This window comes from Streptomyces sp. MS191 (assembly GCF_008042125.1).
In the GTDB taxonomy this organism is placed as follows: domain Bacteria; phylum Actinomycetota; class Actinomycetes; order Streptomycetales; family Streptomycetaceae; genus Streptomyces.
In genome coordinates, this window is sequence record NZ_RDBI01000159.1 from 1 (window position 1) to 16,337 (window position 16,337).

The window sequence follows — 16,337 nt, forward strand, 5'->3', positions numbered from 1 at the left end:
GTCGACGGCGGCAAGTCGACGGCGGCAAGGGCGTCGCGGCGTGCGGTGTGCATGCGTCCGCTGTCATCGAGGGCTCTTTGATGGTTGAGCCAGCGGATCAGAGGGCCGCCGCTGTCGCTGGGTGCGGTGGTCAGGGCGAGGCCGCCGTGGGCGTCGGCGAAGGTGACGGCTTGTGCCAGGCGGTCTTCGAAGCTGCCCGGCGGGTGAGGCCAGGAGATGTGGAGGCTGGACAGGGCCAGGGCGCGGTCGGGGGCGAGGCTGCCGTTGGCATAGAGGGAGCGCTGCTGACCGATCCAGAGGTCGAGGGGGTAGCCGAAGGGATCGGTGTATTCGCTGGGGACGTTGAGGTGATGGTGACGCTCGTAGTAGCCGACGGCGGCGGTCCAGCCGGTTGCCCACACTCGCGTATCGACCTCATGGGCTCGCAGGCTGGTGACGGAGGCGACCTCGGCAGCTCGCTCGGGTGCCGGAGGAAGCGACTTCTTGAAGTCGACGGGTTCCGAGGCGTCGCCAAGGCGGCGCCAGACTTTCGAGTCGTGATCGCGCAACCCGTTGAGCACCTCCCAGAGGATCTTGAACTCGGATGATTCGAGGGCTTTCTCGGTGGTCTGCCGGCGGCCGACGTAGATGGGAATGATCAGAAGAGCGACCTTGCCAGTGCCGGGTGGCTGACGGAGCGCACGGCCGAGGGCCTGGATGATGTCGGAGGGGCTGCGCTTGGGGTCAGCGAACAGGACCGCGTCGGCGTCGGGGACATCGACACCCTCTCCCAGCACCCGGACGTTGGACAGCACAGCGCCGTCGACGGCACCGGGGATTCTCGTGCGGTTAGCGAGAAGCGGAACGTTCTCGAACTCGGCAAGGCGGCCAGCGCGCTCGCTCAGGGGCTGTCTGCTGTGGAGGGCATAGGTCCACAGCTTGCGGATTCCGGTGCTGCGGGCAGCTGCGGTAACGGTGGCCGGCAAAGTGCGGCTGAACTGGTGGGCATTCGCGATGCGGCTGTGGAAGCTGATGACGCGGCGTACCTTGTGGATAGCCATGGTGCGCAGAAGGCTGACCTGAAGGGCGGACAGACGCAGTCCGTCGATGTGCCGCGTGAGGCCGGTCTTCTGAAGTTCTCTGCGTAGCTCGTCGTCATTGATGACGGGGACGACGATGCGGTAGTCGGCAAGGATGCCGCGGTCAATGGCATCGGCCAGGCCCAGGCGGTAGACAACGGGACCGTAGACAGTGGGATCGTCCATGGAGACGAGGGGCTCGGGCGCCGCCTGTGGGTCGATGGTCTCTCGACAGCGCTTCTTTTTGGGGTCAGAGAGGACCCAGGTGCGTGGGGTGGCGGTCATGTAGAGGCGCCGCCGGGCAGGTATGGCGCTGTCTTTGTGGACGTTTGCCCACTGCTTGTTGCTGCTGCCGCTGCTGCGGTGGGCTTCGTCGACGATCACGATCGCCCAGGGCGGCAGGCGGTGCTTGTTGTGCGCGCGGGTGAGCGCGGGCAGGGAGGCGTAGGTGGCGAAGACGACTGTAGGGCCGACGTTGGCTGCTACGAGCTGGGCAATCCGGCGGGCGTCGGTGGTCAGAGGAAGCCGGATGGTGCCCGCCTGGGCCGGGGGGAGGGAGCAGACGCCGAGCATGTTTTCGACGATGCTGTGTCTGGCCCAGTGCGAGGCGGTCTGACTGATCAGATTCAGCGATGGCACGACGACAAGGATGTTGCCGCGGTCCGCAAAGTGTTCACCAACGCGCATGGCGGTGAGTGTCTTGCCGCTTCCGGTGGCGGAGATCACGGTCACGCGTGGCATGTACGTCAGGCCCCGCACGGCGGCTTTGAATGCGTCACGCTGGTGGTCCCGCATCTGGATGCCAACGCGTTTCATGGGATGCGGCCTTCGATCGGTTTCTACAGAGTCGGGCGTCCGGGCTTGAGGGCAGGGTGCTGCCCTGGGCGCCGTGTTCGGCTTAGCGCCAGTTACGTATTGTGTTCCAAGTCATCGTGCCTCGTCGTTGCTGAGATCACAGTGCGCAGGGGCAGGCAGGAACGGGTCTGCGAGCCAGAACGGGAACTCACGGTGCTCATAAGGCCATTGCCGCTGCAGGTCCGGTTCGTCGCCGGAGAGTCAACCGGCTCATACGTGACACGGCTCGCCTCCCGCAATGGTCTGGCGGTCGGCCGGTTCCTGGACAGTCTCGGCGAAGGCCGGTCCGCATCCGAGGTGGATCCGCGCTACACCGAGCTGTATATGAACCGGGCGGCCCGGAACAATCTGGCCGTGCTGGTGGCTCGCCCCGTGGAGGAGTTGGTCAGAGCGCTGCCCAGCACCGCAGACGAGCACCTTCTGCCGGAGGGGAACCGCGGCGCGGTGTGGAGGTGGCCGTGGGCTCCGCACGGCGGGTTCCTGGTGAGGGGATGCGCTTTGTGTGCCGCCGCGCGGGAGACCGACGCCCCCGTGTGGCTCATCTGCCCTGATATGTGGCACATCTGCCTGCGGCATGGCCGCTTCAGCGATAACTCCCGCGACGACACGGTCCCTTTCATCGACCTCTCCCCCGGCCCTCATGTGGTGGAGGCGGAACGCCGCCGCCAGGACCTCGTCCGCCGGCTGGGGTCGGCGGGCCGGGCCCTGGTAGCCGACGCCTTCGGTGTCCTCGCCCACGAGGCAACTCACCTGCCGCGCTTGGGCACTGAGCGCACCACGCCCCTGCGGCTACTGCCCGCTGCAGTGAATTTGGCCTACGCAATGGCGTTGTTCGAGCGTCGGCGCGTCGAGGGACGGATGACACCCGAGGACTACGCGCAGTGGGTCGAGCAGGCTCCGTCTCAGTTCGACCTGTTCGTCGGCAGGGTCCTCGGCGTCTGGGCCACAAGGCACCCCCTCCCCCCTACCCCCGTTSCCAGGACGCGGCCCGGGACGCATCTGCCTCTCGCCGCTCCACACGAACGGGTAGGCGCCCTGCAGTCCGTCGACGAGCTCACCTGCGTGCCGTGGGACGTCCTGGCAACGGTGGAACGCCCCTATGGCTAACCGGAACAGTCGCTGCACCTGCGGGCAGGAGCAGCCCGGCCGGCTCGCACCGGACGAGCAGGCGCACCTGCCGGCGGACATGGACGTGCAGGTGCACTACCGCAGTGCGGCAGGCCGTACCGTGGTGCACGAGCCGAGTCTGCTGCGCGATATACCGCTCGAGGAGCGTGCTCCGCTGTCCGAGCCGCATGCCTACCGGGGGCGGCGGTCCATCCTGACCAACTGGTTCTGCGCGACGAACGGCGTGACCGTGTGGTGCTCCAGCACGGTCCAGATGGACGCTGCCATGCTTCTCGACTTCGATCCGGACATCGTCTGCTTCCAGTCCGGAGTCGCCGAGCTGCACTGGCGGTACGAGGGCCGGCAGGGGACGGTACGGCCGGCGTTCTTCGCGCGCACGCGCGACGGGCGGCGGTTGGTCATCCCACATCGCTCTGCGGCCCGGGCGGCGTGGCTGGAGGAGCGGGTGCTGCGACATACGGCGGCCGCGGCCGGATGGCAGATCCGTCCTCTGCAGGTGCCTGGAGGAGTGCTGCACTCCTCGCTTCGGAGCATGGCGCACTTCCGCGGTGCCGAGTTCGCCCCAGAGGCCGAAACACGGCAGGTGCTGCTGGACATCTTCGCCGTGCCGCGTCCTATGCAGGAGGGCGCTGCTGTCTCGGGCCTTGGGCTGCAGGCGGCCGGTCACGTCTGGCATCTGCTGTGGACGGGGGCACTGGTCTTCGACCGGACGCTGCCGTTGCTCCCGACCTCACGGATATGGGCCGGCACCAGCATTGACGACTCTTCGGAGGGCAACGGATGACGTCGGTTCGACCGCTGGCCGCGGCGGCGCAGCAGAGCGGGCTGCCCCTGGGTGCCCGGGTGCGGTGGCAGGGCGGTACGTACCGTGTAGTGGCGCTGCAGGGCGCCGAGGCGCAGCTGGGCTGTCTGGACGAGCATGGGCACGACGCCCACGCGCTGGTGGCGGCGGTGGTCGGCGCCGCCGACTATGCCCTCCTGGACGAGGACGGCCAGGTGCGGGATGCGGTACGGGTGGCGGACACCAGTGGCCTGTCGTTGCTGTCGGAGGCCGAGCGGGCGGCGGTGCGGGACTGGGAACGGCATCTGCGGGAGATCGACGACGGCGTGCCGCCGGATGCCGCGGAGGGCACGGTGCCGCGTCCTGGCTACGATCCGGCACGTTTCACGGTCCGCCAGCGCATCGCGGCCAAGGCCGCCGAGCTGAAAGCGCTGGGGTTCAAGAGCTCCTCGGTCAGCACGATCGAGCGTCGCCGGCGCGTCTATCAGGCACGGGGTGTGTTCGACCTGGTCCGTGAGGTCGTGGCCGGCTCGCCGTGGGGGCGTACTGACGAGCGGGTGGTGCGGCTGCTGCTGGCGGAGGTGGAGGCGGGGAGGGAGGAGTCCGACGGGCACGGCACCCGCCTGTACGAGCGGCTGCAGGCCGCCGTGGAGCGGGAGCATCCCGACGAGTACGACCGGCTGATGATCTCCCGTGCCACCTTCTACCGGCTGCTGGAGCGGCTGGGCATTGCGGTGGGCTCCCTGCGGTGGCCGACCCAGCGGCGGATGGACGCGGCCAACGGGGCCGCTGCCCCCTACACGCCAACGTGGGCGCTCCGGCTGGGCGAGCAGGTCCAGATCGATTCCACCGGTCTGGACATCATCGCGGTCGGTGACGACGGCCAGCCGGTACAGGTCGAACTGACCGCGGCGATCGACGTGGCGTCACGGTCGATCATCGGCGCGATGATCGTGCCGAAGGTTCCCGGCCGCGGCCCCCGGGGCCGCCGGCTGGGCGGGCGCGGCACCCGGTCCTTCGACGCGGTGCTGATGCTGGCGCAGGCTCTGGCGCCGATGCCCGGCCGGCCCGGCTGGTCGCCGTCGGCCCTGGCCGAGCGGTCCGAGCTGCCGTACGCGGATCTGGTGGCCTGCGATCCACGCATGGCCGGAGCTGCGGCCCGGCCGGTGATCCGGCCCCGGATGATCGTCGTCGACCATGGCAAGATCTTCAACAGTGAGCACTTCGACGACGTGTGCCGCATGCTCGGCATCAGCGTGCGCCCGGCCCGGACGCGTACCGCCACCGACAAGGCCGTCATCGAGAGCACCTTCGGCGCGGTCAAGAAGCGGTTCTCGCAGTACGTCGCCGGATACACCGGTTCCGATCTCGCCCGGCGCGGCAAGCACGTCGCCGAGGAGCCGCTGTGGAGTCTGAACGAGCTGCAGGACCTGCTCGACGAGTGGATCGCACTGGACTGGCAGCAGACTGCGCACGACGGGCTGCGCAGCCCTTTCCTGCCGGGGATCACGGTCAGCCCGAACCGGATGTACGCGACGCTGGTGGCCGCCGAGGGCCACGTACCGCTGCCTCTGACTCCACACGAGAACCGCAAGCTGCTGCCGTTCAAGCGGCTGATGGTGACCGACAAGGGCGTCACCATCGACAACCGCACCTACAACAGCGAAGCCCTGCGGGAGTACAGGAACCGGCACAGCCAGATCCCTGGGCAGGGCATGCGGTGGCAGATCCGCTACAGCCCCTACGCCCCCAGGTTCGTGTGGCTCTACGACCACACCATCGACGACTGGGTGGAGGCCGAGTTCATCCACCAGCGCCTGATCAGCGATGCCTGGACCCAGTGGACCTGGGAGCAGGCAACGCTGCGGGTGCTGGAGGACGGCGGGGGCAGGGACGACCAGCGGCGCATCGCACGCGAGGTGTCCGCGCTGCGCGAGCGCGCCCGGCGCGGCCCCGACCCGCAGGCGAAGCGAGTGCCGCAGCTGTTCACCGGTCCCGTCCTGGACCTGGATGTGGACGTCCCCGACCCCTACGAAGGGGTGCCCGACCCGGACCCGGCAACGGTGGTGCGGGCGCCGTCGCTGGCCATGGACGCCGAGCACGTCCTGGCGGCCGGAGACGCCACTCCCCCACCGCCCTCGGCTGCCCGGGAAGAGTCGCAGCCGGCCGTACCGGACGTCCCCGACAGCATCGACGACGACAGTGGCGAGGATGAGCAGACCGGCTGGGCCCGTCGGTCCGGTGCGGACTCGCTCAGCCTGCGCGGCAGTGCGGCCGACATCTTCGCCTTCGGCTACAGCCAGCCTGCCACCCCGCGCATAACCGACGACCCGAACCCCCACAGCAGCGCGTCCGACGATGACGCAGAGGACGGAGAAGAAGCCCTGTGAGCCGAGAAGAACTGATCCGGGACTTCAGTCCGGAGGTCGCCCATGCCGTGACCCAGCCCATCGAGGTCCCGCTGCTGACCACGCGGGAAGGCTGGAACGCCGCTGCCTCACGCACGCTCCAAGCGCCCGACCTCGCGGACTGCGCTCCCAAGGGCACCCGGGTAGGGCCCCGCGATCCGCGGCTGATGTATCACGGCGAGATGCTGCCGGTGGTCACCCCGGCGCTGCGCCGCGGTCTGCTCGACGCACGGCGTCAGCTGCGAAAGAACCGCTTCAGCAGCGTCGGCCGCAGCACCAGCATGATCATCGACGGAGACCGCGGTACCGGCAAAACCACCCTGCTCGTCCAGATCGGCCGCGGCTTCCAGGGACTGATCGAGGCCGACCTCGGGCCCGATGCCAATCGCATCCCGGTCATCTACCTCAGCGTCCCGCCCGAGCGGGAGACCAACCTGCACTGGTCGCTGCCCTTCGCCGAGTTCCTCGGCCTCAACCACACCCTCAACGCCGCCGACCGCACCCGCCGACCGGCCGACATGACCGAGCCCGTCGCCCACGTCATGGCCCACGCGCGGACTCAGCTGGTTCTCGTCGACGGCGTGGACCGCATCCAGGACAACGAGATCACCGGCGCCTTCGATTACTTCGAGTCCCTGCAGGACCGTACCCGCGCGACGTTCGTCTTCTGCGGGACCGGAGCCCGCGAGATCGTGCACGACGCGCGCAACGGCAAGCGGCGCAAGAACCTGCCCCCCGGGATCAAGGGCAAGACCTACTTCAGCGACCTTCCGGTGCTGTGGGCCGGCGCCATCCCCTTCGGTGACGACTGGCACAGCTGCGTCCAGGGCTTCGAAGAGGACCTGCGCCTCTACGACCACCAGCCCGGCACCCTGGTCAAGCTCTCCCGCTACCTCCACAAGCGCACCGGCGGCTTCATCGACTCCCTCAACGACCTGATCTGCCAGGCCGCCCAGGAAGCCATCGAAACCGCACACCTGGCCGGCACAGAAGCGATCACCCGCGACCTCCTCGACGACATCCGCATCGGCCGCGGCGACGGCCGCTGAGCATCCGGCAGGCCACAAGGGAAGCCAGCGGCACGAAAGGGCTTGACGATCAGCTGACCCCGACGGTGTGCGCGCTGGGCGCTGCGTCCGATAGAAACATGGCATGTGGTGGAAGTGGACGCGGTCGGCCGTCCTAACAGTGTCCGGTGTGGTGGTGCTCGGTGGAGTGGTGGCTCTTGTTTTCACTCCGCTGACGGTGCGTCTGGCGCGATGGGTGACGAGCGACGACTGGTCTTTGCTTGATGGTCCCGGCCGGGCGGCGGCTGTGGGTCAGTTTCGTCTCGCCGTCGTCCAGGTGGTCGCTGCGGTCGGAGCCGGGATCGCCCTGACCTATACCGCTCGTACGTTCCGGCTGTCTCGGCGGGGCCAGGTCACCGACCGCTTCACGAAGGCCTTGGAACGGTTGAGTTCCGGCGAGCCCTATGTGCGCCTTGGAGGTGTCCTGGCGATGGAGCAGATCGTGCAGGATGCGCCGGATCAGGGCGACGCTGCGGCACGGGTACTCAACGCGTTCGTCCGCAAGGAGGCACCACCTGCCGCGACGACGACACTGACGACAGCGCAGTTGGCGAAGAAGCCGGACGCGCAGGTCCAAGAAGCGCTGCGCGTGCTCACCGCGGCGCGCCCGCGACGTGGTGGCAGTGGTGTGCGGGTGGACCTGGCCGGCCTGCATCTGCGGAAGGTGCAACTGGCCGGCGCGTATCTGAACGGGGCCCGGCTGGAGGGGGTCAGGCTCAGTGAAGCGGACCTGCGCGGTGCGAGGTTCAGAGACGCCAACCTCAAAGGGGCTGATCTCACGAAAACCGATCTCACCGACGCCGATCTGAAAGGCGCCGACCTCACTGGTGCCGACCTGTCCTCCGCGTTGGGCCTGACGGCCGCTCAGGTGCTTCAGGCCGGCAGCTTGATCGGCTGTGTGCTGCCGGATGCAGTTGCCGCGAACAGTGCAGTCGCCGCACGCCTCTCTCCGAGGGAGTGACGGGCCCTTGGGCCGCGGGGTGCGTGCTGTGGTGGCGGGGCGGGCGCCGCAGGGAAGCGGTCAGGCTTCCAGGGCCCAGTCCGCGATGGGCTCCGGCAGGCGGTCCAGTACTTGGGTACGGGTCGTCAATTCGCGCAGGTTCTGCCAGAAACGGCGCCTGATCATCTGTGGTGTCGTGCCGTGGAGCACGGCCAGCCGCTGTTCGAGCGGGGCAACGACTCCTGGACGGGCCGCGCCGGTGGCACGTCTGCTGGCGGGAAAGTCGGTCTCGGGCAAAAGGCGTTGCAGAGGGAAGGCCGCGAGTGTCTCGTCCGGCATGGCGGCGTTGACGGAGAAGTAGGCACCCAGGCTGATGGCATGCAGCCGCTCTTCGGGAGTACCGAGGAACCAGTGCAGGATGATCCCTGGATGCGGGTGGCTGGTGAGCAGGTCCATCAAAGCAGCGGTACGTCCGCTGCTGTGCAGCGAGAGGAGGACCGGTTCATCGCGGGCGGCGGCAAAGATCTGGGTGAGGACGGACCGCTGCAGTTCGAGGCTACCGCGGCGATCGAGCCCGACTTCTCCGATGAAGCAGGTCCGCTGCAGTGTGGTGCGGAACTGGTGTGGGCTGAAGTCTTTGAGGGCGGCGGGCACCGCCGGGTGCACGCCAGTGCCCCAGACCAGGGTGGGGTCGCGGCGTCGCAGGGCGTGGTCGGTCTCGGCCGGGGTGCGCGACACCGAAAAGACAACGGCTCCGTTCAAGGCGCTGATCTGGGAGTCAGTCACGTCAGGGGCAATGTGAGCATGACAGTCCAGCGCGGGCAGTTCGTTAGGGAAGAGGGACACGGCTGAGTTCCTGAATGCCTCGCTGGCACAGGTCCACGATGGCATCAATGTCGGCTTCGGGAGGCAGATTGCCTACGGCGAGGATATCGATTTCGTCGATGCCGTTGAGGTAGGCCTGCTGGACATCCAGGACGTCCCTGCGGCGGCGCTTGATCAGCAATTCCCTTGAGGGGCGCGCCAGATGGTCGACGAGGTAGACGGTGGGGTCGTGGCGGGGGCCGGCGGTAAAGGATCCGCGACGCACAAAGCAGGCCACGCACAGCCCGCAGTTGAGGTTGGCGTTGCCGCCCTTGTAGCGGCCTCCGTCGAGTTTTCCGCATGAGATGGTCGCGGCGGCAGCGGCAAGGAGCGCGTCTCCGGCCCGGTTGTGGGCCCGTTCCAGGAGCTCTCCCTTGGTGCAGTGGAGATAGGGGTTGCCGATGGTGACGGGGATAGCTGTGGCGGCCAGAAGGGCGTTGAGGCGGCTGAAGGTTCCTGGGTGGGTGGACCGGGTGGTCAGGGCACCGCCACGTGCGGTGGCCAGTGGCGGGTTAATGCTGGTGAATCCGTTCTCGGGCACGGTCACCTGCGGGCTCGACGCGGTGGCCGCCGTGGCAGCTGCAAGCGCGGCAAACAGCAAGCTGCGGCTCCGTGAGGTGGATTCAGCGGGAGTGCCGTTGGGGCGGATCTTGATGCTGTGGTGGCGCAGGGGGTAGGAGACGCGGCCTTGCAACCAGGAGCTGGCCATGTTCTGCGCGCACCGTACTGCGGTACTGCCGTCGTAGTGGCTGAGATAGATCCGCTCGGTGCCGTCCTGCAAGTGATCGGCAGCTCCGCACAGCGAATCAAGCCCGCCGCTGAGGAGCATGACGTCATCGGCGGGCGCGAGGGGGGCGTGTGTACGGGCAGTCACGGTGGCGGGCACGGCGCGCAGGTGCCATACGTCACCGGTCAGCCAGTGCAGGAGCTCTTCGGTCAGCTCACCGGGTGCACTGTTCCAGGGTTCGGGATTGACGGTGTGGACGGTGAGTTCGAATGTCCTTACGAACGTGGTGGGGCGGGGGGTTCTGCGATCGGCGAGGTATGCCGCAGCGGCGATGCGCACCAGGTCGGAGGCCTCCACGGGGACGGCGCCGATCAGGTCGAGGTCCCATCCAAGAGCGCCGGCCACTTCCGGGGTGGGACTTTGGGCAGCGGTGCGGGCCCAACGCAGAGCCGTGGCGGAGGGCTCGTGCTGCTGGGCGTCGTGGGGCAACACTTCGAGAGCAGTTGTCATGAGCGTCGCGCGCGGAGCATGCGCAGTGCCTCCCCGGTCACCTTGGCCGCTGTTGCGGTGAACTCTTGCACGGTCATGCGGCGCGTGTCGGGGACATCGATGTTCTTGAGGCGGCGCTCAAGCCAGGAGCGGACCCATCGTTGTTTGCTGATCGCTTCCTGCGCCGTCAGGTCTCCTTGTGCTTTTTGTGATCCGAGTTCGACCAGCGAGAGTTCGTAGATCCATTCAGTGACGAGTCCGCGCAGACCATCTTGTTGCGCGGGTGGATCAGGATCGACGAGCACGGCCTTAACGTACCTGGTAGCGGCCTTGCGCAGGGCCGCCTCATCGGGGTGGCCCGCGTCGCCGAGTACCGTCTGCAGGATACGTGAGACCTGCGCGAGCGGGCGCAGGCTGCGCAGTTCGGCGAGGTCCAGGCCGAGTTCTCGCAGGCGGGCCGCATCCCCGTTTCGCAATGCGTAGGCGCCGGCCAGAGCAGCGGCGCCGCGGGAGGATCCCTTGATGACCTGGCGTCTTGATCCGGCGCCAGCTCTTCCGACGAGGTTGCGGGTGCCTCCCCCTCCGCCGCCGCCCCCGTTGCCGCCGCGTCGGGGAGAGGCCAACAGCTCGGGGAGCGCGTACGGGTTGGCCGGTGGCCTCCCGTGGTCGGCGTCGTCTTTCTGTAGGGCGGTAGACAGCGCGCTGAGCACGCTGTCGAGGAGCTGCTCCTGACCGTCCGGGAGGTCGGGCGGGGCTTGGGAGCCACTGCCGGAGGACACATAGGCGGGCAGGGCGTCGAACGCTTCGTGGGCGTGCTTCCAGTCCGCGTTGCCGCTCCCTCCGTAGGAACCGGAGGTGCCCATCAGTCACTCCTTGCGATCGTGATCCGTGCGTTTTCCTGCGTCGCCGGCTCGATATCGGTGGCCTCGGCCAGCCGCGGAATCAGCGCCTGCAGTTCCTCGACGCCGCTGCTGTCCATGTCGACGACGGATCCGGGCATGAGGTACTTGCGGATCTCCCACAGCCCCTGCGCGACAGCTGACCGCAGTTCGGGGGTGTGGATTGCGATATGCACCAGTGACTCGACCAGCGGATCGGTGTCCGATTCGCGGCGTGCGCGCTGAACCAGGGCGTCGACGACAGCCTGCTGGTCGGTGACCAGCGCGGTCACGATTCCGGCCTGGGCGTCACGCCGGTGTGGTTCAGAGGCGCTCGCCAAGTCACTGACCCAGGTGAGCTGCTGCTGCGTCAGGGACGCGGCGGCGGTGAGACTGACCAGCGACGCGGCCAGACTCAGGTACGGGCCGATCGGCGCGGTGGTGAGATCGGGATCGGATGCGGCCCATTCTCTGCTGTCCTCGGTGACCTCAGCGGGCTTGTCCTTCTCCTCGTCCCGACCCCAGGCCTGCCAGCGTTCCAACAGCTCGGCCCGCTGGGCTTCCTGCAGGCGGACGAGTGTCTCGAAGTCCTTGCCGTGGCTGTCCTCCAGCAGCATGAGCTTGGCGATCACCGAGGCGTCGATGTTGATGCCGTGCCGCTCAGCAATTCGGGTGCGCAGCGCGAATGCGTTCAAAAACCGCTTGATGCTGCGAGGGCTTCCCGTACGGTGCGCGGCCAGGCCTGCGGCAAAGCGGCTGGCCAGTGCCAGAGTGTCGGCGTCGGGCACCCACGGCAGGTCCTGCATGTCGGCCAGAACAGGTGAGAGTCCCTGCGCGCGACGCTGCTGGGCGTGCGTAACCAGCCGCTCATAATCCCCTTCCTGTTCGCACCGGCGCTGTGAAAGCAGGAGAGTGATGAAGGCGCCCGCCTCGTCCGTACTGATACGCGGCAACGACAGCGGCAGTTGAACAATCTTCTCCACATAGCGGAGTGCGAACTGCTCGCCGCGGCCCGTAGCGTCAAGACTGACAGCAATGGACTCGCGCACCATCTCCTGATCGGCCGCCAGGACGAACGCCACCTTCTTGACGGACAAGAACAGCTTGATGGCCTCCAAGGTGGCCATCACGGCGTCCGGCAGGCACCGGTCTAGATCGTCCACCAAGACAACGAGGCGTTGGAGAGGTTCCACGTCCTGAAGCAGCTTGGCGAACTCGCTGCGGAATCCCGCCAGGCTCTTGGCATCCTGCCTCGGCTGCGGCGTGAAGGCTTTGACGAGGTCTTCGGTCTGCGCCACGAGCTGACCGCGAACCATACTGGCCGCAACACGTGACCAGCTGATCCGTTCCAGGAGACCCTTCGCAGCATCCTCGAGATCCGCGTCCGGGTAGGCCGTCAGCAGGTCCTGCAGGACTTCACCGATGACAGCGCCACGCACGTCGAACTGGTCGTCGAACTCCCACGGATCGAGACGAATGACGCGATATCCGGGTTCCTGGTCCAATACCTGATGCAAGAGGCCGAGAACGGTGGATTTCCCTCCACCCCAGGGGGCGTTGATACCAATCGTCACGGGGTCCAGAGACGGCGACCGCAAGGCGGCCACCACAGTGTCGACGATCGAAGCGAATCCCAGAAGATCCACCGTCGTCGGATTGTCATCCCACAGCTGCAGTTCACTCATCAGGTGCCCCCCGGCAGGCCGATCCATACGCTCGCCGTTTCACCCCACCAACCGATTCCCGTCTCCACACCGCTTACCAGCGGACGAAACGGCGCTACAGCAGCAGCGAGCACAGGTGATCAGGCACACATCGAAGAGTTCTATGCCAGACCAGCAGCATCACCCCCCTCATCAAAACCATACATACCACGGCGCCGACGCGAACTCGGAAAGCGACACGCCAGCAAGCACGCCGGCGGCAACCACATCAAGATCGAACGCGACCGGCCACTGCAGCCTGTTCGACCCGCTGGGACCACTTCCGGCGGGGAGCGAGGCCCCGGTGCCGGAGGCGCCTACGCGCAGAGGTGTCCACTGCTGGCCGCGCTGGCCAGCCGTAACATCACGGCCGCTTCCCCATCAGCACAACTACGGCAGCCCACGCCGACGGTACGCTCAGCATCCCGCCACAAAACCTTGCCGCACCTAAAGTCGTCTCAGTGGAAGTGACGCCGCGTCTCATGATTTACATAAGAGCAGTTCACAGCTCCGCCGTACGCCCAGTCCGCGAGATTCCAGCAGCCAATCCCCCGGGAAGATCTCCTTCTCAGTATGTGAAGGTGTGCAGGTCAGAGGCTTGAAGCATAGTCACGCGCTGCAAACACATTGAGAAGACATACGGGAGCGGGGAGAAGGGAGCCGGGCAAGGCGGTTCAGTCGGCGCAGGGCCGCGATTGTCGCCGCTCGCCGTGGCGGACCCTGCCCCGATCGCCTCGGCGAGGGTCTGCCCCTGGCCGGTCACCCCGAGGAACACCTCTTCGCTCATGGCGACCGTCGCGTCCGGGTGCTGGGCGGGGCCGTGCAGCGCCTCGATCGTCCCGTCGTCGATCCGCGCGTGGAAGACCTCGTCGCCGACCCGGAACTCATACACGGCACGGAGTCTGGCCGCGGCCTTCGCCACCAAGTTGCGCTCGCATCGGACGACACGCCAGCGGTAAGGGCTCCCCCGCCGCTCAGAGCGCGATGGGTGGGTACGTCAGAGCCTCGTCGACAATCTGCCCGCAGACGCCTCCTCCAAGCCGTCGGAGGGGTGGAAGACCAGCTCACTCACACAGGGATGCGGGACGTTGACTTCCAGAAGACGCAGGTAGTAGTCGCTCTCCGGGGCGGCCATCAAAATTCTGCGCACGATCTCGACGAGCTCGTCTCGGGTGATGTCCGTGACCACGGGACGTGCCGGCCGGGCCGCCTCCATCGCGAACTCCTCCAGAGTCCTGCCGCCGTAGTACTCGGCGAAGTCGAGAGCCTCGTAATCGTGCCCAGTCATCGCGTTGAACACCGCGATCGCCTCTCCCGCTGCCTCCGGGCAAGATTCAAGCAGGTCAGCGATCCGCTCCACCTCAGCGCACAGCTCATCCAGCCGCTGCCGACTCACCGACGGGGGCAACAAATCCGGTCTCAGGTCCACAAGCGCATTGTCCCCGCGGCCAGACGCCCGAGGCGACCTCCGGCAGCGCTCGCTCTTGATCGCACGACACGGCAGGCCATACGGCAGGTGGCCTGGTGCTTCGCCGACCGTAGCTTCGTCAGCAGGACGACGTGTAGCCGGTCCGACACCCCACCGCAGAGCCTGGACCCGATCGGCCAGCGCCCGCCCGCGGCGCGATCCGGTCCCACATGGCGAGCTTTTCACCGTATGACTTGCGTAGCCCGACGGCCGAGACATGGAGCTTCCTTTCGGAGGCTGAAGACACAGGGGGAAGACTGTTTCGCGAGCCGGATGGAGACCTGCACGCCGGAGTGCTGGCAGGATCGAGCCAGGTCTCGCCAACCTGTCCGCCGACGTCGGCGGACAGGATCTGCGGCGGCTCCTGGACATACGACCAGCACGAACGCCCTTGACTGACGGACCGTCACTGCCAATCCCCCACTGACACCAAACCGGCACATCGCAACAGCCCATCTCGGGATAAAAGATCGGACGAAAACGACCTCTCAGATGCCCAGGGCGTCGGCGTCCTCCGCGTCCAGATCAAAAGGGATCGTCGGCTCGGCGTCGGGACGGATCGGCACCTCGGCCCAGATCGTCTTTCCCTCACGCGTGTAGCGCGCCCCCCACTGGTCGGCGAGCTGGGCGACCAGGAACAGCCCGCGGCCCCCCTCCTCGTCCGGCCGGGCCCGCCGCAGCCGCGGTGACGTCTCGCGACCGTCCGACACTTCGCAGATCAGCGCGCGGTCCTGGTCGCGCAGGAGTCGCAGGTCCACCGGCGGAGCCCCGTATCGGATCGCGTTTGTGTCGAGTTCGCTGACGATCAGTTCGACCGCGAAGCCGACGGCGTCGAGGCCCCAGTGGGCCAGCTGCGCGTTCGTGAAGGCGCGGGCTCCGGCCACCTCGGCCGGGTCCGGGTCGATCCGCCAGCTCGCCATGTGGTCCTCGGCCAGGGGTCGGACACGGACCAGCAGCAGTGCCGCGTCGTCGCGGGCGGCCGCCGGGTCCCGGGGCGCGGCGAGTCGGCGCCGGATGTCGTCCGGGTGCAGACCGGAATGCTCCGTCAGGGTCCGGCACAGGCCGACGACCCCGGCATCGGGATCACCGTCCGCCCCGATCACCAGGCCGTCCGTGAACAGGGCCAGCAAGCTGTGCTCCTCGATCTCGAACTCCGCGGCCTCGAACGGCATTCCGCCGACCCCCAGCGGCAGCCCGACGGGGACATCCAGGGGTGCCGCGGGTCCCCCGGGCGGGACGACGACCGGCGGAAGATGCCCGGCGCTCGCCGCCGCGATCCGCCCGTGGACGGCGTCGTACACGACGTACAGGCAGCGCGCGCACACCGCAGGGGCTGCGCCCTCCGCATCCCTCGGGTCGATCCCGATGCGCGCCTGGCCGACCAGATCGTCGAGTCGGCTGAGAAGTTCGTCGGGCGCGAGATCGAGGGCGGCCAGGGCGCGGACGGTCGTCCGCAGCCGCCCCATCGTCACCGCCGCGTGCAGCCCGTGGCCCACCACGTCGCCCACGACGAGCCCGACGCGAGCGCCGGACAGCGAGATTACGTCGTACGAGTCGCCGCCCACGCCCGTGGGTCCCGCCCCGGGGATGTAGTGGTGGGCCGGCTCCACGGTGGTGTGCTCCGGCAGTTCCTGCGGCAGCAGATTGCGCTGGAGCAGCAGGGCGGTGGCGTGCTCGTGGGCGTAGCGCCGTGCGTTGTCGAGGCAGACGGCGGTATGGGCGACCAGTTCGCCGGCCAGGTCGCGGTCGGCGTCGGCGAAGGGGGCCCTGCGGTCCGTACGGGTGAGAGTGACGGTCCCGAACGTCGCGGCACCGGCCTTCAGGGGGAGGACGAGCCGCCGGTCGTCGGCGGGGACGTCCCGCGCCGGAGTGTCTTCCTGATCCGTGCTGCCGCTGTGCGCCACCGTCCTGACGGGCGGCCTGACGTCCCACGGAGTGGGTTGTTCCAGCCCTTCGAGCACGGCTTCCGCG

The 16,337-nt window shown here is 67.9% G+C and carries 13 protein-coding genes; 5 read left to right on the forward strand and 8 right to left on the reverse strand.

Annotated features, from left to right (window positions below):
* Nucleotides 1-1,874, reverse strand: a 1,874-nt coding sequence (locus tag EAO71_RS35970; RefSeq protein WP_147982007.1) for a DEAD/DEAH box helicase, incomplete at its 3' end; no start/stop codon positions are given.
* Nucleotides 1,875-2,081: 207 nt separating this feature from the next.
* Between EAO71_RS35970 and EAO71_RS35975 the strand changes: the two genes are divergently transcribed.
* From EAO71_RS35975 to EAO71_RS39495, 5 genes are all read left to right on the forward strand, one after another.
* Nucleotides 2,082-3,020 carry a TniQ family protein gene (locus EAO71_RS35975; RefSeq protein ID WP_187282971.1) on the forward strand — a complete coding sequence of 313 codons (939 nt, stop codon included), beginning with the start codon at nt 2,082-2,084 and terminating at the stop codon, nt 3,018-3,020.
* The gene (locus EAO71_RS35980; RefSeq protein ID WP_147982009.1) at nt 3,013-3,825 is read left to right on the forward strand and encodes a hypothetical protein; all 813 of its coding nucleotides are present in this window, start codon (nt 3,013-3,015) and stop codon (nt 3,823-3,825) included. Before EAO71_RS35975 ends, EAO71_RS35980 begins: the two co-directional genes overlap by 8 nt.
* Complete coding sequence (locus EAO71_RS35985; RefSeq protein ID WP_147982010.1) at nt 3,822-6,212, forward strand: Mu transposase C-terminal domain-containing protein; 2,391 nt, start codon at nt 3,822-3,824, stop codon at nt 6,210-6,212. The genes EAO71_RS35980 and EAO71_RS35985 overlap by 4 nt, the downstream gene beginning before the upstream one ends.
* A complete protein-coding gene (locus tag EAO71_RS35990) occupies nt 6,209-7,279 on the forward strand; it encodes an AAA family ATPase (protein ID WP_147982011.1) in 1,071 nt (356 codons plus the stop codon). Before EAO71_RS35985 ends, EAO71_RS35990 begins: the two co-directional genes overlap by 4 nt.
* A gap of 148 nt (nt 7,280-7,427) precedes the next feature.
* Nucleotides 7,428-8,258: a pentapeptide repeat-containing protein gene (locus tag EAO71_RS39495; protein WP_147982012.1), complete on the forward strand. Its 831-nt coding sequence runs from the start codon at nt 7,428-7,430 to the stop codon at nt 8,256-8,258.
* A 60-nt stretch (nt 8,259-8,318) separates the two neighbouring features.
* Here EAO71_RS39495 and EAO71_RS36000 read toward each other — a convergent pair whose 3' ends face one another.
* From EAO71_RS36000 to EAO71_RS36030, 7 genes are all read right to left on the reverse strand, one after another.
* Nucleotides 8,319-9,083: a TatD family hydrolase gene (locus tag EAO71_RS36000; RefSeq protein WP_187282972.1), complete on the reverse strand. Its 765-nt coding sequence runs from the start codon at nt 9,081-9,083 to the stop codon at nt 8,319-8,321.
* Nucleotides 9,067-10,338, reverse strand: coding sequence for a queuosine biosynthesis protein queC (locus EAO71_RS36005; protein WP_147982014.1), 1,272 nt, complete (start codon nt 10,336-10,338; stop codon nt 9,067-9,069). Before EAO71_RS36005 ends, EAO71_RS36000 begins: the two co-directional genes overlap by 17 nt.
* A complete protein-coding gene (locus EAO71_RS36010; protein ID WP_147982015.1) occupies nt 10,335-11,180 on the reverse strand; it encodes a hypothetical protein in 846 nt (281 codons plus the stop codon). The genes EAO71_RS36005 and EAO71_RS36010 overlap by 4 nt, the downstream gene beginning before the upstream one ends.
* The gene (locus EAO71_RS36015; protein WP_187282973.1) at nt 11,180-12,880 is read right to left on the reverse strand and encodes a KAP family P-loop NTPase fold protein; all 1,701 of its coding nucleotides are present in this window, start codon (nt 12,878-12,880) and stop codon (nt 11,180-11,182) included. The genes EAO71_RS36010 and EAO71_RS36015 overlap by 1 nt, the downstream gene beginning before the upstream one ends.
* Nucleotides 12,881-13,466: 586 nt before the next feature.
* Nucleotides 13,467-13,790: a hypothetical protein gene (locus EAO71_RS36020; RefSeq protein ID WP_261992511.1), complete on the reverse strand. Its 324-nt coding sequence runs from the start codon at nt 13,788-13,790 to the stop codon at nt 13,467-13,469.
* A gap of 105 nt (nt 13,791-13,895) precedes the next feature.
* Nucleotides 13,896-14,186: a hypothetical protein gene (locus EAO71_RS39500; protein ID WP_261992512.1), complete on the reverse strand. Its 291-nt coding sequence runs from the start codon at nt 14,184-14,186 to the stop codon at nt 13,896-13,898.
* Between the two features lie 668 nt (nt 14,187-14,854).
* Nucleotides 14,855-16,337, reverse strand: a 1,483-nt coding sequence (locus EAO71_RS36030; RefSeq protein WP_147982017.1) for an ATP-binding SpoIIE family protein phosphatase, incomplete at its 5' end; no start/stop codon positions are given.